Consider the following 25556-nt stretch of genomic DNA (forward strand, 5'->3'; position numbering starts at 1 on the left):
CAAACCTAATAAAAAAGAAGCCAAATGAAGAAATTTATATTCATATTATTTCTGTTTTTAGTGACGGATACGACTATAACTCAAGCATTCAGTAGCTTTCAAAATGATTTCGTAGAAAATGGAAAGAAGGTCTACACAGTTGTTGAAGAGATGCCAAGCTTTAAAGGTAACGTTAATACTTGGTTAATATCCCACCTTCGTTTTTCCAAAAGGATAATTAGAGAAGGAGTATATGTAAGAGTAATGGTAAAGTTTATTGTAAAGTCAGATGGCAGATTGTCTGATTTTAGTATTTACAGAAGCACTAACCATGAGCTTGATACGAAAGTACTTCGTGTAATGAAGAAGATGCCTAAATGGAATCCAGGAAAGCATAATGGGATTCCCGTTTCATGCTATTATATCTTGCCAATTATGCTGTGCCCAAGATATTGATTCTACATATATTATAAATAAAAACAGGAGGTAAACAACTACACGTAGTGTTTACCTCCCATTCGATTAGAGTAAAGCAACATTCACATCATGAATGGCTTAGGAATTAGCTACCGGGCCGTTTTCCTCTTCTTTCTTGTCAGGCTTAGGTTTAGTCGGCTTCTCCTTCTTTCGTAGAGGATTATCCACTTCCACTTGTAGATTCTTTAAAGCCTTACTCACAGAGTGTTTCCATGTCACAACAATGCGAGGCTTTTTCAATGAGGCGACGCTTACGTCTTTCTCATTGTTTTCCATCTTGGAGTGAATAACTGTTCGAAGGGAGAAGATGTCCCCTAAATCAAGTGATCCGCCTAGTTGTACAACCTCTTTGACAATGTTTCGTAACGTTATTAACACGTTATGCACATCGCCTTCGCTCAAAGAAGTCTCTCGAACAATACGCTCAATAAGCCATGTTGAAGAGAACTTGTTAGGAGCCTTAGGTACTGCACTAAAGGCTTTCTGACCTTTGTTAGGACCAACCCGATGGACTGATCTTTTAACTTTTAAGTAAATCATAAGTACGATTTTTTAAAAATTAATATATGAGGTATAACACATAGGTGCACACCCCGTTAATACTACAAAAATCTTATCATAAATCCTTCTTCACTTCTGAGCTGTAAAAGGCTCTTGTTCAGAAGAATTTAGTACTTTGACTTAAACGTTATTGTACTTTAACCTTAGCGTGAGTTGTACATTAACTTAAACGTCAATCGTACTTTAACTTAAACGCTAATCGTACTTTAACTTAAACTTGCTGGGAACTAAAATTATAGAAGTTCGTCAGGTTTGTTATTCTACATCATAGAGACTCATTAGGTTCTCCAAAGTCATTATACTTTATCATGCTAACCTCTCTTTCTTATAAAGGGAGATTACAACAATGACATTACTTATATTATTGCAATTACTTAATTGTAGATTCGTTTATTTAAACTCAGTTGTAAAAGAACGCTTTGTCTATAAAAGACTATAACAAATATTATTTGTATATTAAGTTGTATCTGTGACAAAGGTATAAATTTAGTTTGAAACGTCCAAATAATTAGAAACTTTTTTCTTATAAAGTTGATATAAATTGCGAAAATAACTATTTAATTCAATCAACGAGGCTTACCACCTGTTAATAAGGGTAATAAGTACAAGGAAGAACATCAACCTAAACTATAGATCTTACATTAAAAAGAGAAACAAACATCCTCATTTATTCAACATATTTGTAAAATAGTTAAAAAGCTGAAGATGTTTGTTCATGTAAAATCAAATCAAAACAATAAGAATTGAATTATACTTATAATTAAACCATTATCTACCACACATTTGTTTATAGGGGCAATAGGAACAAGCATTAAGATCATCAGTAGGGCTAAAAGCAATATTGCGATTAAAGAGATCCTCCAATTGTTGAATGAGATGTTCAAAGAAAGGTTCCTTATATTCCGTAACATCTGTTATTTCTTTCCCTTCCATTGACAATATTGGTGAATAATTATCACCGCCAGCGTGTTGAATAAAGAGTAATGCAGGGCTAACCGCATGATGCAAAGGATTAAGCTTATCATCATGTTCTGCTTCAATTAAGCTATAAAACATAGCTTGCATTGTATAGTCACTCTTTTTAAAAGCAACATTCTTTGGATCAAATACCTCTTCAATAGATTTCAGTGGTGCTGCAACTCTACCACCAGTTTTATAATCTACGACACGTAATTGTGCCTTGTCACTATCTGAAAAGACCTCATCTAGTCGATCAACACGCCCGCCAACTCTTAACTTCTTTTCTCTATCACCCACCTTGATAGTTATACTTCTATTCACATCAAACTCATGTGCAAGTACTCTTAAAGGTGCAGAGCGTTGGTCGATTCGTAATAACTGACGTAAATATTTCACGATGACTTCGCGGTTTATTAGCTGTAAACCATTTAGCTTGGGATAGGTTCTTGTTCCTGCTTCTTTATTAAAGAGTGTCGTGGCAAAGGCTTCATCAACAATGTCCTCCAAAGTTAATTGTGAGTTACCTGATGTAATTGACTGTGAACTCTTGCCTGTCTTTAATAGATCATCAATGTTCTTAGCTGTAATGATGTCTCTTGGTAGTAACTTTTCATACATCAACTGAGCTGCACAATGAAAGATGTTACCAAATAAACGTCCATCAATATCATCTTCTTCAACATCTTCTAATTCACTTATTCCTACAATGTATTTAAAGTAGAACTTTAACGAACAACGAATATAAGTATTAATGGCAGTAGGGGAGAAACGACTAATCTCATCCAACTTATTCATGACAGCATCATCCTTATATACGATCTCTGTATCAATCCTCATCGGTTCTTGACCAGCCTTTAATGCAAGTCGATGAATTGGATGATTCCACTCCACCATTAGTTGTAACATAAAGCGACTCATCTCTCCAGTTTGACTACCTTGCGTGGAATTATTATATAAGAAGGTTACATCTTTTGCTCTTTGAATCAAACCATGGAAATAATAACTATAGATAGACACCTTGTTATCAATGGTCGTTAGTCCATAAGCCTTACGAATCAAGTGGGGGATAAATGAGGCATCATCAACTCCCTTAGGCATATTACCTTCATTGCATGAGAGAACAAGGACATGATCAAAGTCGAGATTACGAGTTTCTAGTACGCCCATGACTTGCACGCCTTGAGCTGGTTCCCCATGAAAAGGAATGCTTGTTGTGGTAATGAGTTGATTTAATAATCTTCGGAAAATTATCTTATCAGCCTCAAGATCCCCACTTGACATTAAGTCGTATAGGCGTGTAAGTAAGGTGTACATTCTAAACACTGACTCCTGGAAAAGAGGATCTTTATTTACAGCTGCACCATTCATTCCAATGATACGGATAGCATCAGATAGCCAATGGACAAGTTCTAGTAAATGTTGTTTATCACTTTGATGATAAGTTAGTTGTGAAATTTCATTCACGTTTACATAAAACTCTTTTTCCTCCTTTATCTTTTCTATCAATTTCTCTGCCTCTGGAATTAGATATTTACCATACGGATGTCGTAACACCCTACTAAGATAACGTAGCCTATAACCCTGCTCCGATTGAGAGTAACCTTCTAATTGTAGTGCTAAGAGTTGCATTACCATGGAAGCAATAGGAGTTTGCTTTAAAGGGAAACCAGTTGTTATATTCAATGTCTTTACTTCGTCAGGGATACAATGGATAACAGTTTGTAATAAGTGTTCATCACATAAAACAATAACTGTTCGCTTGCCATCCTTATAACGATTGTCCTCTTTTAACCATTCTGTAATGTATCGAGCTTGCAGATTTTCTGTAGGAGCTGATATAAAATTTATTTGTTTATCATTCCCAAGGTTATCGTATATCTCATCGTTATCATTAGGCAAACTGTTCGGAAATTTATCCAACCATTGATGTATATATGTGCCAGCCTCGTTATTTGAGTTCATGTAATATCGATCATAATCCCAATAGAAACTAGCCTTATTATCTTTCTTTAAATGCTTGAATAAGTGCTGTTCGACTTTCTGTAGAACGTTGAAACCGATGAAAATGTAATGTTCATACTTTGTTTCAATAGAATTTTGTTCGGCTACATCTCTATATAGCATACCCTCATAAGCAAGCCCTTGTGAACGAAGTCTTTGCTTAAAGTTGTCATATATGTCCATCAGTCTAGCCCAAAGTGTGATAAACTTTTCACGAATACCCTCTGGGTTATCATCGAAATTAGCGAAGAAACGGCGTAATTCAGTCTTCTGCTCATTTGTAAGATAACTGACATCATCTAACTCATGCAAGTCTCTGATATTTGCAAAGACCATCTTTGTATCAGCCATGTTTTTATCGATGTCATCGAAGTCGGCTAATAGTAGTTGTCCCCATCCATAGAATTGATCTAAAGTTTCTTCAACATGACCTGTTACCTCTATGTAGCTCTTATATAAATCGCAAACACTTTTGATAGGATCGGCTACAGTTAGTTCCGAATGTTGACGGAAGAAATCTGATATTGTAATATAAGCGGGACTCCATATTGGCTTACCAGCTAGACGGGCTAGTTCTTGATTGAGGAATAAAGACGCACGTTTGTTAGGAAAGACAACGGCAATATGTGCCAAATCAGTTCCGTATTTATCGAGTAAATCTTTTGCTATATGTTCGAGAAATGATTTCATTTGTTTTGAATGATTGAATGATGTAAATACGATTTGTTACGATACTTTTAATGCTGAATAATACTACTATTGAGTAATATTGACTTCTTCAACTTCATTACGCATGACATACCACAAATAACCAGATATGTTCTTATGCCCCATACGTTTAAGTAATTCAATATATTGTTTTACTTGCTCATGATACTCTGTGCGTGGTTTACCAAATTTGAAATCAACGATAATTATTTCGTTTCCATCGGTCATAACGCGGTCAGGTCTATGTTCACGAACAACTCCATCTTGGTTGTCATATTCAATTATTGTACATTCATTGAATAATTCCCATCGATCAGAGAACCACGATTTAACTTTCTCATTTCTTAAAGCATTAGCTATTTTATTCCGTAGTTCTGCCGAGGTTACTTCATCATTATAAACAACACCTTGCAGTTCTAAATCCTTTAAACGTGGTTCTATATCTTCCTCCGTTAAAATGGTAGAAAATAGTTGATGAAGGATGTTACCAATCTTGATATATCGATTAGCGTCAGAAGGATCAACATCCTCACCTTTAATAAACTCTTCACTCTTATTACTTTGTCTGAACTCGGCAGGGTGGGGGAAGGTTTCTATTTTAATTAGCTTCGACTCTATAGTTTCACTGAAAGGATTTTTATTTAATAATTGATTATCAACTGGTTTTGTACTATTGTCAGCGTCTTTACATAATGTGCCAAACTCAAATTCTAATGGCTCTGACTCCTTACCATCGCAAAGTGTTGCACCATCCAACTTAGAGCTAAGCGACTCTGTTATTAGTTGTATTATTTGTGAGCGATTACTATTAGTGGGGTTGCTTTCAAGTTCTTTCAGTTTTTTATCCTTCATCCTTTTGCCAGAGATAAAGAGATTCTTACTCGCTCGAGTGAAAGCAACATATAAAAGATTCATGTTATCAACTATATTCTGTAAATGCTCCTCTTTATAGTCATCTTCAAAGATAGTTCCCATCATACTTTTCTTAGAGAAGTCGATAGGGATTAAAGGTAATTGATTGAAAGGTTCCTCTTTATCCTTACCATTACACCAAATAGTATTACCAGTGGTCTTCTCTAATTCCCAATCACAGAAAGGGATTAGAACATTATCATATTCTAAGCCCTTACTTTTGTGTATAGTAATAATACGTATACCATCAACTTCATCACTTTGTATAGTATTCTGTGACAAAGACTTTTCCCATTCTTCGATGAAATCGTCAATATCTGCAGGATTATCACGTAGATATTCATTCAACGTATCATAGAAAGCACATACATAAGCACTTTGTCCTTCAAGCTCTTTTAAACCGAACATTTCATAGATTTGATCTACTAAATCTATCAATGATAAATTGGGTAATTGCTTGAATTGTTCAATATAACTGCTTGGCAAGTTTTTAAATATGTTATCTCCTGGCTGAACTAATATCTCATTACTATTGCTACTATCTTTTAGAACCTGCTGATGGTACAACTTTAACAACTTACTTGCTGTAAGTTTATCATCGGGATGTACTAGTAGTCGGAGGGCAAGAATAATTACATTTACAGCGAGAGACGCATCTAAGCGGAATGCTTCGTCTGAAACAATACTGATAGCACTACCGAAATGATGTTGAAAGGTATCAACTATATCTTGAATTACACCTTTAGTACGCACAAGAATTGTGATACTCTTTTGTCTATATCCTAAATCAAGTAGTTGTTGTACGTTATTTGTTAGTTCATTTAAGACATCTTCTTCGTAATTGTCAGAGGGAAATAGCTTTACACTGACATAACCCTTATGATTATTCTTTTTAGGTTGCTGAATAATCTCTTTATATGCCTCAGTAAGTTGCTCAAAATTACCAATATTATCTTGTTGTAATTCCTTGATAGATTGCTCTATTGCTAGAGTAAAGAAGGCATTATTGAATAGGATAATATTTTCTTCGGAACGATAATTGGTATTTAAAGGTTTAATCGATAATTGTTCTGTAGAGAACTCTTTTTCTATGTTGTTTAAGAGTCTCCAGTCTCCTTGTCTCCAACGATAAATACTTTGTTTGACATCACCTACAATTAGGTTATGAGAATCGCCCTGAGACATACAGTTGATAAGAAGTTTCTTAAAGTTGTTCCATTGTATTGTACTAGTATCTTGAAACTCATCTATCATGATATGTTTTAAATAAGCTCCAATCTTTTCAAAGACAAAAGGGGTGTCACTATCTTTCATTAAATTACTAAGTAAGGATTGTGTATTACTTAGCATAAATCTATTCATGTCTTTGTTTAGTTCGTCCACAGCTTCTGAAATAGAATGAAGTAAACGTAATTGAGAAAGATGTCTTAGTGTAAGGTTACATGATTGATATTCTTTCCAGTTGTTCAGACGATACTCTTCCAATAATTTAAGATCATTGCATAAGGACTTTGAAGCTAGATCTATAATAATTGTTTTAATTTCCTTTGGACACTTACCAGCAGGCCATTTGTCGGCATTTTCAATACAAGTTTGGACATACTGCGGGGCTAAATCTCCCGTTGGTTTATTTTGAGTTAATTTGCTGATATAGTTATAGATACCTTTTGTACCACGATTAAATAAAGCTGGATTATCGAGATTAGCCTTACTAATTACTGACATCAACTCTTTTGCCATGCTAGTCAGTTTATTAGCGATAGTATTACGTCTTTTTCTAAGATCTTTTATGAAGTTATCAAAGAACCCTTCGTTATTAAAGCATTTGTCCAGAGCTTCCTTATTTTCCTTATAGAAGTCTTGAAATATATTCCTACCAAAGTCTTTAATTTGATCAATTACGTTCCATCCTTGATTATCTTCAATGTTTCTATCAATATAGTCACTAATCCATATAAGTACATCTTTTCCTTCCTCAAGGTCATTAACAAGATTATCAACAGCTTGAGCTTCTACTTGAGTATCATTGAGATCAATGCGCAGGTTAGCTGTAAGATTAAGTTCACGTGCAAGATTACGTAAAATCGCTTGAAAAAAAGCATCAATTGTTAATACACGGAAGTAGTTATAATGATGCGTAAGTAATGATAATGCTTCGGCTGCATTTTCACGAATAGTAATCTCTGGTAAATCGGTCTTTGTTTGGACTTGTTCAAAGTAAGGCTGTGATTCCTTTAGAGAATGGGCAATACCATAAAGCTGTGTAAGAATACGCATCTTCATTTCTTGTGTAGCTTTATTGGTAAAGGTAACAGCTAGTATACGACTATAATCCTGGGGATTCTTAACTACAAGTGTAATGTATTCTGAAGCTAATGTGAATGTTTTGCCAGAGCCTGCTGATGCCTTATAAATTGTCAGTGCTTTTTCCATGTTTGAATAGCTTAATTCTTGAGTATATAATAAGAACTCTTTTTGCTTTTAGTTGTTTACTCTTATTGCCTTTAACTGGGTACTCTTATTGCTTTAAGTTATTTATTCTTAACCTACAAAATTAATGAATATATTTCATTCAATTTAGCTTTTAATGTTTTTTAGACTATAAGTACCATTGAAATATAAGTATAATATCAATAGTAATGATGGTTATGATAAATAAATTAAAGAAAGTCTCTCCTTTTGTGCTTTAAGGTTGTCATTGTTGATGAGGAAAGGCTGTTATGTGAAAAAGAAAATGTGTTCTATGTAAAAGAATAGTTGTTATATGAAAATAGAAATCCCGAAAGCCTGATGAAAGAACTTTCGGGATTATCCTCTTTATAGTTATATTCTTACTTTTGAAAAGATTATTCTTGATCTTTTTTAATCAGGTTATTGATCCAAACTTGAATATCCTAATATTTAAAGTAAGAATATTATTCTATCTATTGTTTACTGTTTAAGAATATGTGTCAGGTTAAAAGCGGTAACCTAAGGTCAATAGTAATTGACTCTTATCATTCTTAACTTTAGTTCCTGTTGCTATATTATTATATGTAGTTGAGTTGATATTTATATTCTTTACATTTGAGAATGGATAAAAATCACCAGACTGACTACTATATTGATAAGCTAAGTCTATATTAAACTTATCAATCTGATAACCAACACCTAAAGTAAAACGATTCGTTGCCTTCCAGTCGGTATAATCAGTTGCTGAAGCATAAGATGTTCCTAATGAAGATAGACCTGGGTCTTTCTGTCCATCGCTAAAATACATTGGACTTACATAATTATAACCAGCACGTAATGCGAGGTTTGTTGTTGGCTTATACTCAATACCTAACTTTAAAGTGCTAACAGCTTTTAGAACTTCTCGTGTGTGATTGTTCATTTGAGTATCAGCGATAGATGAATCATAATAACTACCAGTCCAATAATCAATGTAACCACCATCATTGATTCTCGTATTGATGCGACTATAATCTTCATACTCATAAGTTGCACCTAAAGCAAGAGAACTTCCGATAGTATGACCTAATGAGAAACCAAACTTCCAAGGAGTCCATATCTTAAAGTCATAAGAGTTGTTTACGTACTTGCTATTATTTGCAGCACCATAGTTTCTATAATCTATAAGACTAGTTGTGTTAGATGTGGTCAAATCATACCATGTTGGAGTCTTTACATACGCACCAATTCTAAATGGTGAAGATTCAATTGGACGTACAATTACACCTGCTGTAACATCAAAACCACTACCAGTGATACTTCTATTATCTGCTACCGAAGCACGCGCACCACTAACTAAATTCTCAGAGTATTCGCTATATGCGTTATAGTGTACATCCTTTATACCGAAAGTAACACCGAGATATACCCTATCATTCAGGTTCCCACTAACACTGAAATCGTAGTTACCTATATAACCATTGTGAGCACGATTGAAAGTATAATCATTTCCTCCATCATAGTCATAAGGTTTCGTAGGATTGTTAGTTGGAATTAAAGTGTTCCAATAGAGATAATCTATCTGACTAAATGTATAAGCATTGCTTTTCTTATTTAAGTCAGAATATCCAACATTAGCATTTGTTTTAGGATCTCTATCTACATAAAAGCCACCATTGCCTTCACTACCAACTAATCCCTTAATAAATGATTGCTTATTTTGTGAACTACCATTCAATGAATTTGCTGCATTCAGGATATAATCAAAGTTCTTACCTTTATGATAGTTGAAACCAAAGTTAAGGAAAGACTTTGCTCCAGTGCGAGTTGAATATACTCCACCTATTTGGTCAAAGCTAGCATTAGTCTTATTACCATTAGTAAACTCCTTACCATTTGATTGCATGAGTAGACCACCACTAACACTGAGATTACTATGTCTGAACAAACCAAGACCAGCAGGGTTGGTTCCTATTGTTGATATGTCGGCACCCAATGCTTCCATAGCACCACCCATACCTACATAGCGAGCTGTTCCATTGAGATCCTCCCCTACTAACTTTGCATTCTCATAAGTTTCCTGAGCATTTGCTGACATTGCAATCATTAATGCTGTCGCAAATAAAAAATATCTATTCTTCATAATGATAAACATTATTTCCTTTAACTTCTAACTACTTTAAATTATCTGTGTCCTCCAAATACAGAACCGCTACCGCCACGTGCGCCACCAAAGCTTGCTCCTCCGCCTTGTGAACCACCGAAGCCACCACCAAAGGAACCTCTACTAGCTCCACCAAAGGAATTATTCTCTGGCATTGAATAAACCTGGCGAGTCTGATTCTGGAAGTCACTTTGACGTTGACCGCCAAATCTATCCTGGTAACTTCTCAGATCATTAGGCTGAGTATTCGTGGTATTTCTGTTCTGACCAGAATAGGTGTGAGGATAGTTTGAATATGTGCGATTTCTATTATAGTTATAATCTCCTGCTGTAGTTCCCCAATGGTTAGCCGTACCAGTATGCCCATTGCGATAAGTTACGTAAGCTCCTCTATAACCATAATATGGATAGCCCCAACCATAACCATAGTATCCTCTCCAAGGATTATACCATCCATAACCTGCATAACCATAATAAGGATAACCGCCGTAATAGCTGTAGTATGGATATCCGCCATAATAACTGTAATAAGGATAACCACCATAATAGCCGTAATACCATGGATCGTTCCAAGTGTCATACCAGCCACCATAGAAAGGAGAACCCAAGCCCCAACCTACATATATTGAAGAACGACCAGCAAACCATGGATCATAATATCCGCCCCAATAACCATCGAAGCGACTCATGCGACGACTATAAGCAAAATCATCATTATTACTATCATATCTACGTGTTAATCCACCATAAATAGTATCCAATACAACTGAATCGCCATGCAAAGTTGAAATACGTGACATAAAAATATCATTACCCAAAGAGTCTACTCCAACTTTCTTATAGCTGTATTGCCCCCGACGATTATACTCATCATTTGATTTACCAATACCGCTATAGTAAACTGGGCGATCCTCTTCTACCCTATCCTTTAGATATTTTGCTTGTTCCGCCTTTGAAGGTGTGAAATAAAGGTCATCCTGCGCCATTGATAATAATGGCATGGCTCCAAATAAAACCGAAAGTAATACTACTCGTTTCATATGCCTTTTATTTTTTAATTTGTAACTTGTTTAACACCAATTTATTCTCCAATGCACTTAATATACACTTTCGATAGTGCAAAAATAGAATAACTTTCTTTGCAAATATACAGAATTTCCCTAATCCATGGTAGGTTTTTCCCTAATTTTTATAAATTTGCAATAGAAATTTAACACCATTATGAGATATATACAAGTAGAATTTACTGCAAAGCCTGATAATCAGGATATAAGAGACATTATTGCTGCTCTTACTGGTGAGATCGGTTTTGAATCTTTTTCCGATGAAAATGGGAAATTGATTGGTTATTGTCAAGAAGAACTCTTTCATGCGGAGAGTTTGGAAAACACACTTCAGAACTTTCCGATACCAGATGTCGAAATAACGTTTACTGCTAGTAACGTTGAAGATAGGAATTGGAATGAAGAATGGGAGAAAGCGGGCTTCGATCCGATAATTATTGACAATCAATGTGCTATTGTTTGTGGCAATAAACTAGAGGATGCGAATCATCAGCAAAATATCGAATCGATTCCAATGAAGATAGTTATTGATGCAAAACAAGCCTTTGGAACGGGAACGCATGAGACAACTCAGATGATTGTTTCGCTTCTTTTGAACCAAAATCTAACGGGAAAAAGAGTTTTAGATTGTGGCTGCGGAACAGGAATCCTAGGTATTGTGGCTGCAAAATATGGAGCAAAAGAGGTTGTAGCTTATGATATTGACGAATGGAGCGTTAATAATGCGCAACATAATGCAGAATTAAATGAGGTTGAATTAGATGTTCTGGAAGGCGATAAGCGTGTACTATCTCACATAAGTGGAGTATTCGATTTCGTTTTGGCTAATATTAATCGAAATATAATTCTTGAGGATTTGTCAGCTTTTGTGAGTGTGATGACAACTAATTCTAGGATTATTTTAAGCGGATTCTATGAGCAAGACGCTGAAATTATTTTAAAGGAAGCGAAAAACTTAGGTTTAGAAGAGTGCAAACGAATTATGAATCATGACTGGTGCTGCCTATTGCTTGAGAAGATTTAAATATTAAATTACAATCTTATTGATTGCATTATATATAAAATGGACTAACTTGCATGAAACTTTAAACTATAAATCTTTAAAGTTTAAACAAGAGTTAGTCCATTTCTTTGTATTGATTAATAGTAATCAATATTGATAGTTGAAGTTTAATACTTTATGAAAGCACGAACTTTATATTCATAATTAGGATATTGAGAGCCAAAGATTGTTGCTATTCCTTGGAATTCAACTTGACCTCCACCATTAAAGGCAGTACTTGTCCAGAAGTGCATGGTATCTTCATCATTTAAGAAAGGCTTACCGCCAGCTTCTTTAAATGCACGCTCAAACAATAGTCCATACATAGAATAAGCCTTGTATAAGCCTTTCAATTCGGCTTTCTCTGTGAATCCAAGGGTTACAACAGCATAAAAGTAATCTAATTCAGATGGCAAGAACCATTTCTTTCCCACTAATGAACCTGTTACACCTACAGATGGGGTGAAGTGAGCAGCAGCATAAAAAGCTGGGAAATCAGGGTTTTCACCTCTCACTTTGTTACCCTCAACAATGCTACTACTGGTAGAGGCATCCCATGTGTTGTCATAACCACTCTCACCATTTGTGAAAGTGTAATCTAAATAGGGCATCCAATTATCAGCAACAATCTTTGCTGCTGTATGATTATACCCATACTTTGCGGCTTGCCAAACATATTTTGCTCCATTCCCTGCTTCTTCTATAGCAGCCGCAAGACGTTGGTCAGCATCAACAACAACAGCCACAGCATGCTTATTAGGGTTTGCAGCCAATGAGCCTGTTGTTCCGTCACTAAAAAGATAAGTATAAACAGGTTTCATCGGTACTCTTGCTGAGTAAGTTCCATTTGCTGCTACTATATAATCACTAATAGTTAATTTTGGAATATTACCAGCAATGTTCTTCCAATAAACCTGCCCTTCAGTGATGTCCATTTGGAAATGATTTACATTTGTGCCTGGCAACACGTAATGCCAAGGTCCGCAAGAAGTAAAACCAGGAAAGCCACCATAACCTGATCCTGAGAATTTAGTTTCAGTACTTAGCGGAGAGTTATTTTCTTCTGGTGCAAATGCTGCAGAAGATAATGTGGTATAACTATTGGTAAGTGGGTTAAAGGAAACCTTTGTTGGAATATCAGGTGTGTTAGAAGAGAACGTTGCCTTAAATGGTTTTACAATATGCTTATAAGCCATTATCTTTGTCCTTACTCTTGCGCCAGCATGTTTAGCAACAATCTTTATCATAGCAGTACTTCCATCACCACTTGTTGTGAATGTACTACGTCCAATACGAGCTGTAGCAGCCTTAGCTAATACTACTTCTAAATTGTCGCCATTAGAATCAACGTCATCATTAAAACATACAAATGTATAAGTTGTATTACGTTTTAAGTCTAATTGGTTACTTGTACCTGCATCTGGAGTAAAGCTATTCCCAGCTAACACGCCACTCAACTCACCAACCTTAGTAGAACCTTGATAAACACGTACTTTATAATGTGTTGGTGTAGTGATTGCTCTTGTAGCAGCTCTTTCGTCTTTTGCTGTATCACTTTCTACATCTGTAGCAACACTACAATCCGAAATTTGTGTAAGCTCTGGAAGATTCTCTAAGTTTGTCTCGTTAACATGAGCACGTGTATGGGTACTAATATCTTCATAATTACTTTCAGTAATCTCAATAATCACCTTACTTTTACTATTTGTTCCTCCGTTTTCAATCTCTTCAGTATTGTTACAAGCCGAAAACGTAAAGATTGCTACTAACAATCCCCATTTCATATTCTTTCTTATCATCATTTCTTCGTGTCTAATTTGTTCTTAATTTTATTCAAAACCATATTCATTATTGTCAATATCTCTATTATTATCCCAGTCAGATTCTTCTGAATTTGCGGAATCAAGTTCTGTGGGCTTACTCCCACATATCATACTCACATACTCGCACATAATCACTTTTAACTCTGGAGTCATGTACTCTTTTTTTCGTTTCATACAATAAATTTTATTATTTAGTTTACGTAACACTTCTATCTATATATCCTTAAAGGAATAAGATAATGAAGATATATTTTTTTATATTTGGTAGTTCTGTTAGTTCTCTCTTTAATTTGCGTGCAAAGTTATTTAAAAATTATTATTTACCCCCCCCATTTTGTTAAACTACATTAAATATTCTGATTTTGTTAATTAGAAATTAGCAAAAATAGAGTATAATGATAAAATTTTTGATAGTTAAGAAATATTGGATTGATATTTCAAACTTGAATGCTATTATAGTATATCAACAAAATAGTATACTTGTTACACATCAAAAATACGTAAGTTAAATATTAATCAATAAAGTATTCTTTGTAATAAAATATTGCCTTTTTAGTGGCTTATAATTACGTTATTCTGAAATGGGGGCTTATTTTTCTCAAATATCGTATTTATGAAAGTGAAATTTTAGTTTCGTTTTAAGTATTTGAATTATAGGTAATTATAAATTTCTGTAGAAGTTCCAATCGAATTGATAGGAGGTTTTAATTTAAAAGAACTATCGTTTTAGGTGAAAAGTACTATCGTTTTGGACAAAAAGTACTATCGTTTTAGGTAAAATGGAGGTAGATTTTTGCTAAAATGGAGGTTGGTTTTCATCAAAACGGAGGTCGGTTTTGAAGAAAACGGAGGTACATTTTACTAAAAACGTATATACGATTTGGGAAAAAGCAAGATTAAAAGTCGTTTTTACGTATAATATTTACGCAAAGAGTCTATATTGAGGAAAATAAATGTAAATATCTTTTCTGTAAAATAATACACTCGATTTGGGTTGCTTATGGTATTAACATACGTTGCAGACTATAGAAACTTCCATTATATATATCTAAGTCTACATAGCCTTTAATGCCCGGCAACTTGCCCGCATCAGTATGTTGCCAGAATTTCCACGCTCCTTGATAACCCATTTGATCTACGTAATAATGTGCAATCCAATAAGGATATTCGTCGAAGCGAGAATCGGATAGGTATTGATCTTTAAACTTATAATAAGTATAGATAATTGGTTTTACATGATATTTCTGTTCTACAATACGCAACCATGTAAGGATATTTTGTTGAAACTCCTTAGTGCTGATATTGTTTGGTTTTGATTCTACATCTAAAACAGGGGGGAGGTCGCCCGATTCTAACTTTACCATTGCCAGGAAGAAATAAGCCTGTCTGTTTGGAGATGAGTTATTGCTCCAAAAATGGTACACACCTCGGATGAATCCCGATTCTTTCGCATTATAGAAATTATCCCTGAAAGTTGCGTCTAAGTGGCTATCTCCTTCTGTAGATTTAATGAAAACAAATCGAATTGGTGACCGCTCAATCATCGCATTTCTTAGTCGATTCCAATTGATTGTACCTTGATATCGGCTTACGTCAATACCATGGATTGTGTAACCTGTTGGATAATTCGGGTCGCCATATATACCGCGCCATCTGAAACCAGTAGGGGCTACGAATAAGAGATAGAATGAAATACTATAAATACAAGCTAAACATAGTGCACCCAATACTTTCGCCCAACGTGGAATGATAATCCAAAGATGAAATAAATGTTGAGGTAGCTTTGAGAATTGCATTATGCCTGAAGGTAAAATGAGGTTTCGCTAGATTATAAAAGTAGGTGTGCCAAATATTTAACCTTATTAGTTTTTATTTGACACACCTTTCTTATTATGGGTATGCTTACTTAGTTTGCTCTAAGACAAGGGTCTTAGTTGTTTGATCGCAAACTGAAGAAGGTCCCCAATACTGGATAGGACCTGGATAAACGTAGCATGTTTCCTTAGCCCACTTATCACGCTGTGCAGCGAAAGTCTTGAATGGAGTTCCATCAAGTTCTACAAGAGCTTTACGGATAACTGGTTTCATTTCACCATTACGCTTCTCCATGTTCATCATCATTGTGATAGGCACACCTCCAGCCTTCCATTGGTCTGTACCAGCAGTCGTATTCTTTACGATAGCCATGTAGCCAGTTTTGCCATTAGCGATTAGTTGAGCAGCTGAAGAACCTAGTGCATAACAGTAGTCAGCGTCGAAGTTAGATGGAGCAGCGCAACGACCTTCGTAACCGAAGAAGTGGTGCTGAGCAGCAAATTTGCCTTCATATTTGCCTTCTTTCTTCCATTGATCGAGCTTAGCAGCAACCATCTCTGAGATAAGTTTCTCGGTCTCGATGAGAGAAACCTGTACGTTTCCGTGTGGATCACGGTCGAGAGAAAGCTGACGAGCAACGCCTTCAGGAAGAGTTTCGAATGTAGCTTTGTTTTCTGCAGATAGGTGTTCGAGGATATACTTACGCTGTGCATCCTTGTCGAGGTTCATATAATCAGCACCATGAGCAGCCAACAAATCATTCAATTCCTGAATAAGACGACCGATAGCTGGGATAAATTCTATGAGACCTTCTGGGATTAAAACAACACCGAAGTTATTGCCTTGTGCTGCACGATATGCAACAACGCCTGCAATGTACTCAACGATGTCATTCAAAGTCTGATCCTTTGCCTGGATTTCCTCAGAGATAAGACAGATATTTGGCTGTGTCTGTAATGCGCACTCAAGTGCAATGTGAGAAGCAGAACGCCCCATCAACTTAACAAAGTGCCAGTATTTACGAGCAGAGTTGCAATCACGCTCGATGTTACCGATAAGCTCAGAGTAAGTTTTAGTAGCTGTATCGAAACCGAAAGAGGTTTCAATCTGATCATTCTTTAAGTCGCCGTCAATAGTCTTTGGGCAACCAATAACCTGTACGCCATATTGTTTTGCTGCATAATATTCAGCCAAAACACAAGCGTTTGTGTTAGAATCGTCACCACCGATGATAACAACAGCCTTGATGTCTAGTTTCTTAATGATCTCAAGTCCCTTCTCAAACTGATCTTCCTTCTCAAGTTTAGTTCTTCCTGAACCAATCATATCGAAACCACCAGTGTTGCGATAAGCCTGAAGGTTCTCAGCTGTAATCTCAATATAATTGTGATCAACAAGACCACCAGGTCCCATAAGGAAACCATAGAGGCGGTTGTCTGGATTCAACTTCTTAACTTCATCAAATAAGCCAGAGATAACGTTGTGACCACCAGGTGCCTGACCACCTGATAAGATTACACCAACATTCATCTTTGCATTATTAGCAGAGTCAGCTGGTTCGAACTCTACGAGAGGCATTCCGTATGTATTAGGAAACAACTTCTTGATGTCCTCCTGATTATCAACACTCTGTGTAGGAGCACCTTCTTTTACCTTTACTGCACCCTGAAGAGCTTTTGGTAACTTTGGTTGGTAACCTGCTCTTTCCTTCTGCAATGCGCTAATTTCCATTGTGTAAATAAAATGATTTAAATGTATGAATTATTAATAATTTATCTATGATGCAAAATTACTTTTTTTATCTGATAAATAAAAAGAAATGGCATTAATTTATTCTTTTAACTCTATTTTAGTAGGAGATATATTTGTATTTCTAATTATTTTATCTATCTTTGAGCATTTAAAAGTTAAATAATAGATTATTTAGGATTAATATGAGCAACAAAAGAGATCTTAAGCGCACCATTAATTATATTTGTGGTGACTTGTTTGTAGAGGGTATTGCAGCTTCTCTCTATGGTGAGAGTCGTGAGTCAGACAATATAGAGGCTCTCCTCACTTCTATTTTGTCTATGCACAATAATTATATTAGACGCGTCTCACATGTTGAGCCTGGTATGCCTGCTAAGGTATATTTTAAAGACCTCAAAGATAAATTCAGTAAGGAAGTCAATGAAGTTATTGACCAACTTAATAACCTTGCGTAGTAATGTTGCAATCTCTTTCAAAGTGGCTTTTATATAAACGTATGGGGTGGAAGAAAGATGTTCGTTTCACTTTACCCAATAAAGCTATTATCTGTCTTGCGCCTCATACAAGTAATTGGGATTTTATTATAGGGCAGTTGTATGCACGAGCAGAAGGGCTTCATAGCAATTTCTTGATGAAAAAGGAATGGTTTATTTGGCCTTTAGGTTGGATGTTTCGTAAACTTGGAGGAATACCTGTTTGGCGTGATAAGCACACGAGTATGACAGATCGATTAGCTGAATATGCTATGAGGGCTGACTCTTTCCAACTTTGTGTTACTCCAGAGGGAACTAGAAGTTTAAATGCAGAATGGAAGAAAGGCTTTTATTATATAGCAATGAAAGCAAAATTGCCAATCTTCCTCTATGGTGTCGATTTTGAAAAGAAATTGATAGTATGCTCTAAAGTGATAACTCCGACAGGGGATATAGAGAAAGAATTGAAAGAGATAAAATTATATTTCAAAGATTTTAAAGGTAGACATCCAGAGCTATTCACAATTGGAGAGATAAATAATGAAGATTAAATGGTTGTGTACAGCGTTTATTGCTGTATCTACTCTACATTTACATGCACAAACGGGCAAAATAACATGGGATAAGACCGATTATCAGGGGAAGCCATGGGTAAAGAATGTGTCTCGTCCAAATGAGATTTCTGAAGGATTGCAGAATAGACACCTTTCTATATGGGCATCTCATGGGAGATATTACGATTCAAAGAAAGGTACATGGAAATGGCAACGGCCAATTCTGTTTGGAACAACAGAAGATCTATATACTCAAACAATAGTACTCCCCTACCTCATTCCAATGCTAGAGAATGCTGGTGCAATAGTCTTTACTCCTCGTGAAAGAGATTGGCAAAAGAATGAAGTAATTGTTGATAACGATAGTAAGTATAACGGTTATAAAGAAGAAAGTCTGAAAAAGAAGTGGGAGAATACATCTGTACCAGGCTTTGCACAGCATTATGGTAGTTATAGCGATGGTGAGAATCCCTTCATAGCAGGTACTGCCCGCCAAGTAAAGTCCCGTAAGCGTAAAAGTAAATTAAGTTCAGTTGTTTATCAACCGACAATTCCTGAGTCTGGACGTTATGCTGTATATGTAAGCTATCAAACACAGAAGAAGAGTGTCGATGATGCAGAATATATTGTATTTCATAAAGGGCAGGAAACACATTTCCATGTTAATCAAAGAATGGGCGGAGGAACATGGGTATATCTTGGTACTTTCGAATTTGATAAAGGAAATAGTATCAATAACTCTGTAGTACTCACCAATCGTAGTGCTCACAAGGGGATTGTCACTGCTGATGCTGTTCGCTTTGGTGGTGGTATGGGCAATATTGTTCGTGGAACTTCTGTTAGTGGATTACCACGTTTCCTAGAAGGTGCTCGATATTATACTCAATGGGCTGGTGCTCCAAGGAATGTTGTAAGCACAAGCAATGGTTCTAATGATTATAATGATGACATCAATTCTCGTTCACTAATGACAAATTGGCTAGCTGGTGGATCTTCTTATCTTCCTCATGTGAAAGATGGTAAGATGGTTCCTATAGAACTTTCTTTAGCTGTACACAGTGATGCGGGGGTAAAGTCTGATGGTAGTCTGGTTGGAACGTTAGGAATATGTACAACACAACAAGGTAACAGTACATTGGGTGATGGTCTTTCTCGTCAAGCATCTAAGACATTGGCTCAACAGCTTGTTGCAAATGCAAAGAAAGATATCGAAAAGAGCCTTAATATCTCTTGGCAAACACGTTCTGTATGGGATCGTAATTATAGTGAAACAAGATTACCAGCAATTCCTTCCGCAATATTAGAGACTTTATCACATCAAAACTTCCCTGATATCAAGTTGGGACAAGATCCTAATTTTAAGTTTACACTTGCACGTTCTATATATAAGACTATTCTGAAGTATGAAGCAGATATGCATCATACAAGATACGTGGTTCAACCACTTGCTCCTAATAGCTTTAAAATAGAATATATTTCTGCCAAGAAGATACGTTTGCAGTGGAAAGCAACATCAGATGTAAGTGAGCCAACAGCTATACCAACTTCATATAATGTTTATACATCTATCGGAAACAGTGGCTTTGATAATGGTGTGAATGTGCGTGATTCTTATTACGACATTGAATTAGAACCAGGGATGGTCTATAATTTTAAGATTACAGCTTGTAATCGTGGTGGAGAAAGTTTCCCAACAGAGATATTATCTGCTTTCCAACGTAATGGTGCAAAACAGACCATTTTAATTATCAATGGTTTTCATCGTCTTTCTTCTCCAGCTGTTATCAATAACAACTTAGAGCAAGGATTTGATATAGAAGCTGACCCTGGTTTAAGCTACATTAATAATGCAGGCTGGAGTGGTAGGCAGAGCAACTTCGATGTTTCTATGATGGGAAAAGAAGGTGTAGATGCTCTCGGTTATGGTGGTGAAGAACTTGTTGGTAAAGTTATAGCAGGTAATAACTTTAGTTATACACGTGAACATGCGGAAGCTTTATCACATGCTGGTAATTATAATATTGTTAGTTGTAGTAGTAAAGCTGTAGAAAATGGCGAGATTGATCTTTCCAAATATACCCTTGTTGATTTAGTACTTGGAAATGAGAAAGATGATGGGCATAGTCTTATTTATTATAAAAGTTTTAAACCATCTCTTCGTCAAAAACTTTCGGCGTATCTTCAGAAGCACGGTAAGTTGCTTGTTAGTGGTTCCTATCTTGCTTCAGATATGCAAGGTGCAGATGAACAACTTTGGTTGAAGAACTATCTTAAAGTTTCTTATGATGGTTCTAATGCCGATAATTACAATTCTACAGTTAGTGGAATGGGAACGTCATTTGATATCTATCGCACAATAAATGAGCAGCATTATGGTGCTTATACACCTGATAATATTTCACCAACAGATAATGCTTTCTGTGCTCTTACTTATGCTGATGGACATGGTGCAGCTGTAGCATACAAAGGTAATGATTATAGCGTGTTTACCACATCTTTCCCTCTAGAATGTATAAAGAGTTCATCTATACGTAACAACATAATGAAAGGAATCATCACTTACTTGATGAGTAAATAATAATCTTAAAAGTTAAAGCTATGTACAAAATTCAAGCAAATGCCACAGGCACGCGAAGTATTGAAATTAGTGATAAACATCTAAAGACTATTCAGAAGTATGCCCTTCTCACTGGTCTTGTAGATTCTAATGGAATTGTTGATGAAAACATTCTTGATAAGTTAAAGTTTAATATACGTGGTCTATTAGAGTCTGAACCTGGAAAGGATAAAGAACTTTTGGATTTATGTTTAGATGTTATTTACAACCAAAATATGAAAGCTATTGGACTTAACAATCTCATTAAGCTTTACAAGACCTGGGTGGCAGAACATCAGGTTGAAGTAAATCTTGGAGAAGAGTCAATAGAAGAATAAACTAAAGAAGTAATCGTTTGAGTTCACAAAAGAAAAAACAAGAATCTGCTAAGCAGAATAGAAAGAACACAACTTCAACCCCACAAAGAAGAGAGCAAAAAGTAACTACTTTCAAAGAGCAAACAAAAAGTTATAGTCGGTTTCAATTAACCGACTTTTTGCCGACAACAAAGAAAGAAGTTGAATTAAGAGGATGGAATCAGTTGGATATCATCCTATTTTCAGGTGATGCCTATATTGATCATCCTGCTTTCGGGGTTGCTGTTATAGGTCGTACACTAGAAGCTGCTGGTTATAAAGTTGCAATTGTACCACAACCTGATTGGCATGGTGACCTTAGAGACTTTAAGAAACTTGGTCGTCCTCGTCTCTACTTTGGTATTGCACCAGGAGCGATGGATTCAATGGTAAATAAGTACACTGCCAATCGTCGCTTACGTTCGGAAGATGCTTATTCCCCTGATGGTCGTCACGACTTACGTCCAGAGTATCCTAGTATTGTTTATGCTAATATTCTAAAACAACTTTACCCTGATGTTCCTGTAGTGTTGGGAGGTATCGAAGCCTCTTTACGCCGCTTGACTCATTATGACTATTGGAAAGATTGCCTGCGCAAGTGTATTCTTTGTGATGCACATGCAGACATGATTATCTATGGTATGGGGGAAAAGCAAGTCGTTGAGATTGCAAAGGAACTAGAAACAGGGATTAGCATAAAGGATCTTAAGAATATCCCTCAAACAGTCTATCTATGTAAAGAAGAAGAAATACCTGGTGGAATTAATGAGGATGATATAGTTCTCCATTCCCATGAATCGTGTCTTCATAATAAAAAGTTCCAAGCAGAAAACTTTAAGTATATAGAAGAGGAGTCCAACAAGAAGCATGCTCAACGTATTCTACAAGCAGTAGATAATCTTTATGCTGTTGTAAATCCTCCCTACCCTACTATGACTACTGCCGAGGTTGATGCTGCATACGATTTGCCATACACTCGAGAACCTCATCCCAAGTATCGTGGTAAAACAATCCCAGCCTACGAAATGATTAAACATAGTGTTAACATTCATCGTGGGTGCTTCGGTGGTTGTGCTTTCTGTACGATCTCCGCTCATCAAGGTAAGTTTGTTAGCTGTCGTTCTAAGGAAAGTATTCTGAAAGAGGTCAAACAAGTTATAGAGATGCCTGATTTCAAAGGCTACCTATCCGATCTTGGTGGTCCTTCGGCTAATATGTATGGTATGGCTGGTAAGAATCAGAATGCATGTGAACATTGTAAACGTCCAAGCTGTGTAAACCCAGAGATTTGCCCTAACCTCAATACTGATCATTCAAGACTGCTTGATATTTATCATTCTGTTGATGAACTTTCTGGAATAAAGAAGAGTTTCATTGGCTCCGGTGTTCGATACGATTTACTATTGCACAAGAGTAAAGATGAGAAGAGTAATGAAGCAGCAAGACAATACACACATGAACTGATTACACGTCATGTCAGTGGACGATTAAAGGTTGCTCCAGAACACACTTCCGATCGTGTTTTAAAGTTAATGCGAAAACCTTCCTTCCAACAGTTTTATATCTTTAAGAGAATATTCGATAGGATTAATCGTGAAGAAGGTTTACGACAACAGATTATTCCTTATTTTATCTCTTCACATCCTGGATGTCAGGAAGAGGATATGGCAGAATTGGCAGTACTGACAAAGGACTTAGACTTCCATTTGGAGCAAATACAGGACTTCACTCCAACTCCAATGACAGTATCAACAGAGGCATGGTACACAGGTTATGATCCATATACCTTAGAGCCTATCTTCTCTGCAAAGACCCCAAAGGAGAAACTTGCTCAACGACAGTTCTTCTTTTGGTATAAGCCAGAGGCACGTCGTGATATCGAAAGGGAATTACAACGAATTGGACGTAGTGATCTTATAGGGAAACTTTACGACAATATGCCTAAGCGACATCCTCGCACGGTTTATGATCCAAAGGCAATTGGAAGTTCCCCAGAAGTGGATCAACATCAAAGTAGTAGTCGTCCACGAAAACAAAAACGAGGACAGCAGTTTACAAGTTGTAATAGTTCTTCTACACAAAGTAGCAATAAACCCAAGAGTTATAATCCAAACTTTAGAAGCAATAGACGACATAAGCAAAGGTAAGACTTAACAATATTTAAAGAGGTGAAGATTAGTATCTCCACCTTTTTTATTACTTTTGCATATAATTTTATAAAAAGGAAATGACGTCTACAATAAATAGACGTAAGATCCTTTTCTAAGGGAAAGTAACATCGAACATATAGTGAAGCTATAAATAAGAAAATAAAAACAAATTATGAGTAAGCAAACAGAAAAGATCAAGGCTCTCGTAGAGAAGCGTGAGTTGGCTCGCTTAGGCGGTGGTCAGAAAGCCATTGATAAGCAGCATGAGCGCGGCAAGTACACAGCACGTGAGCGCATTGAAATGCTGGTTGATAAAGGTAGTTTTGAGGAGTATGATATGTTCAAACTCCATCGTTGCCACAACTTCGGTATGGAGAAGAAACAATATCTAGGTGATGGTGTTGTTGCTGGTTCAGCAACAATTGATGGTCGCCTCGTTTATCTCTATGCCCAAGATTTTACTGTAAATGGTGGTTCTCTTTCAGAAACCATGGCACAGAAGATCTGTAAGGTAATGGACATGGCTATGACTAACGGCGCACCTGTTATCTGTATGAACGACTCTGGTGGTGCACGTATCCAAGAGGGTATCTCTGCATTGGCAGGTTATGGCGAGATATTTGAGCGCAACATTCTTGCTTCAGGTGTGATTCCACAGATCTCTAGCATTCTTGGTCCTTGTGCAGGTGGTGCTGTTTACTCTCCAGCTTTAACTGACTTCATCATCATGAAGGAACAAACAAGTTATATGTTCCTTACTGGTCCTAAGGTTGTTAAGACAGTTACAGGTGAGGACATTGATGCAGAACATCTTGGAGGTGCCAGCGTTCATGCGTCTAAGAGTGGTGTAACTAGTTTCACGGCTAAGACAGAAGAAGAGGCAATGGACTTGATTAAGAAGTTGCTTTCTTATATTCCTTCTAACAATCGTGAGGAAGCTCCACGCGTAGAGTGTACCGACCCTATTGATCGTAAGGAAGACCTCTTGAATGAGATTATCCCAGACGATCCAAACCAAGCATACGATATGTATAAGGTAATCCAGGCTGTAACCGATAACGGAGAGTTCTTCGAGGTACAACCTAAGTTTGCTAAGAATATCATTACAGGTTTCGCTCGTTTCAATGGTCAGAGTGTTGGTATCGTTGCTAACCAGCCATCAGCATACGCAGGTGTATTAGATACGAACGCTAGCCGTAAGGGTGCTCGTTTCGTTCGTTTCTGTGACGCATTCAATATTCCAATCGTTTCACTCGTTGATGTTCCTGGCTTCTTACCAGGTACAGGTCAGGAGTACAATGCCGTTATTCTTCATGGTGCTCAGTTGCTCTACGCTTACGGCGAAGCTACAGTACCAAAGATTACAATCACATTGCGTAAGAGCTATGGTGGTTCTCACATCGTAATGGGTTGCAAGCAGCTTCGTTCAGATCTTAACTTCGCATGGCCAAGCTCTGAGATTGCAGTAATGGGTGCTTCTGGTGCTGTTGCAGTACTCTGTGGTAGAGAGGCTAAGGAAGTTAAAGAGCAAGGTGGTGATGTAAAGCAGTTCCTCGCAGAGAAAGAAGAGGAATACTCAGAGAAGTTTGCTAATCCATATCAAGCAGCTCAATTTGGTTATATCGATGATGTTATCGAACCACGCAACACTCGTTTCCGCATCTGCCGTGGCTTAGCACAACTTGCTCACAAGAAGCAGGATCTCCCAGCTAAGAAGCATGGTTGTATGCCAATGTAAT

At 36.5% G+C, this 25556-nt stretch carries 17 protein-coding genes; 8 read left to right on the forward strand and 9 right to left on the reverse strand.

Annotation, left to right across the window (positions count from 1 at the left end; genetic code table 11):
• Positions 1-150 precede the first annotated feature (150 nt).
• The gene (locus tag F0475_RS11890; protein WP_262885098.1) at positions 151-435 is read left to right on the forward strand and encodes an energy transducer TonB; all 285 of its coding nucleotides are present in this window, start codon (positions 151-153) and stop codon (positions 433-435) included.
• 99 nt (positions 436-534) lie between these two features.
• Here the strand turns inward: F0475_RS11890 and F0475_RS09915 are convergent, their stop codons facing one another.
• The 5 genes from F0475_RS09915 to F0475_RS09935 form a co-directional block, all read right to left on the reverse strand.
• The gene (locus tag F0475_RS09915; protein WP_009434106.1) at positions 535-996 is read right to left on the reverse strand and encodes an HU family DNA-binding protein; all 462 of its coding nucleotides are present in this window, start codon (positions 994-996) and stop codon (positions 535-537) included.
• 789 nt (positions 997-1785) lie between these two features.
• The gene (locus tag F0475_RS09920) at positions 1786-4668 is read right to left on the reverse strand and encodes a PD-(D/E)XK nuclease family protein (protein ID WP_155716504.1); all 2883 of its coding nucleotides are present in this window, start codon (positions 4666-4668) and stop codon (positions 1786-1788) included.
• 66 nt (positions 4669-4734) lie between these two features.
• Positions 4735-8031 (reverse strand): UvrD-helicase domain-containing protein, encoded by a 3297-nt coding sequence (locus F0475_RS09925; protein ID WP_155716505.1) that lies wholly within the window; start codon positions 8029-8031, stop codon positions 4735-4737.
• A 523-nt stretch (positions 8032-8554) separates the two neighbouring features.
• Positions 8555-10171: an OmpP1/FadL family transporter gene (locus tag F0475_RS09930; protein WP_234422997.1), complete on the reverse strand. Its 1617-nt coding sequence runs from the start codon at positions 10169-10171 to the stop codon at positions 8555-8557.
• Between the two features lie 41 nt (positions 10172-10212).
• Positions 10213-11232, reverse strand: a complete 1020-nt coding sequence (locus F0475_RS09935; RefSeq protein ID WP_155716507.1) for a hypothetical protein — start codon at positions 11230-11232, stop codon at positions 10213-10215.
• Between the two features lie 181 nt (positions 11233-11413).
• On the opposite strand from F0475_RS09935, the gene prmA reads away from it, so the two are divergent.
• A complete protein-coding gene (prmA, locus tag F0475_RS09940) occupies positions 11414-12280 on the forward strand; it encodes a 50S ribosomal protein L11 methyltransferase (protein WP_155716508.1) in 867 nt (288 codons plus the stop codon).
• Positions 12281-12426: 146 nt separating this feature from the next.
• Here the strand turns inward: prmA and F0475_RS09945 are convergent, their stop codons facing one another.
• From F0475_RS09945 to F0475_RS09960, 4 genes are all read right to left on the reverse strand, one after another.
• The gene (locus F0475_RS09945) at positions 12427-14100 is read right to left on the reverse strand and encodes a hypothetical protein (protein ID WP_155716509.1); all 1674 of its coding nucleotides are present in this window, start codon (positions 14098-14100) and stop codon (positions 12427-12429) included.
• 27 nt (positions 14101-14127) lie between these two features.
• The gene (locus F0475_RS09950; RefSeq protein ID WP_155716510.1) at positions 14128-14295 is read right to left on the reverse strand and encodes a hypothetical protein; all 168 of its coding nucleotides are present in this window, start codon (positions 14293-14295) and stop codon (positions 14128-14130) included.
• Between the two features lie 824 nt (positions 14296-15119).
• Complete coding sequence (locus tag F0475_RS09955) at positions 15120-15917, reverse strand: glycoside hydrolase family 25 protein (RefSeq protein WP_155716511.1); 798 nt, start codon at positions 15915-15917, stop codon at positions 15120-15122.
• A 106-nt stretch (positions 15918-16023) separates the two neighbouring features.
• A complete protein-coding gene (locus F0475_RS09960; protein ID WP_004383638.1) occupies positions 16024-17667 on the reverse strand; it encodes a diphosphate--fructose-6-phosphate 1-phosphotransferase in 1644 nt (547 codons plus the stop codon).
• 203 nt (positions 17668-17870) lie between these two features.
• Here F0475_RS09960 and F0475_RS09965 point away from each other — a divergent pair, with 203 nt between their 5' ends.
• The 6 genes from F0475_RS09965 (at position 17871) to F0475_RS09990 (ending at position 25555) form a co-directional block, all read left to right on the forward strand.
• On the forward strand, positions 17871-18143 hold the full coding sequence (locus F0475_RS09965; RefSeq protein WP_004383637.1) for a hypothetical protein: 273 nt from the start codon (positions 17871-17873) through the stop codon (positions 18141-18143).
• A 2-nt stretch (positions 18144-18145) separates the two neighbouring features.
• Positions 18146-18712, forward strand: a complete 567-nt coding sequence (locus F0475_RS09970) for a 1-acyl-sn-glycerol-3-phosphate acyltransferase (RefSeq protein ID WP_155716512.1) — start codon at positions 18146-18148, stop codon at positions 18710-18712.
• A complete protein-coding gene (locus F0475_RS09975; protein ID WP_155716513.1) occupies positions 18702-21293 on the forward strand; it encodes a golvesin C-terminal-like domain-containing protein in 2592 nt (863 codons plus the stop codon). The genes F0475_RS09970 and F0475_RS09975 overlap by 11 nt, the downstream gene beginning before the upstream one ends.
• Before the next feature lie 20 nt (positions 21294-21313).
• Complete coding sequence (locus tag F0475_RS09980; RefSeq protein WP_155716514.1) at positions 21314-21649, forward strand: hypothetical protein; 336 nt, start codon at positions 21314-21316, stop codon at positions 21647-21649.
• A gap of 158 nt (positions 21650-21807) precedes the next feature.
• Positions 21808-23814 (forward strand): YgiQ family radical SAM protein, encoded by a 2007-nt coding sequence (locus tag F0475_RS09985; RefSeq protein ID WP_394350002.1) that lies wholly within the window; start codon positions 21808-21810, stop codon positions 23812-23814.
• A gap of 175 nt (positions 23815-23989) precedes the next feature.
• A complete protein-coding gene (locus F0475_RS09990) occupies positions 23990-25555 on the forward strand; it encodes an acyl-CoA carboxylase subunit beta (RefSeq protein WP_155716516.1) in 1566 nt (521 codons plus the stop codon).
• The last annotated feature ends 1 nt before the right edge of the window (position 25556 follow it).

The sequence above is a fragment of the Prevotella vespertina genome (assembly GCF_009728485.1).
Taxonomy (GTDB): Bacteria; Bacteroidota; Bacteroidia; order Bacteroidales; family Bacteroidaceae; genus Prevotella; species Prevotella vespertina.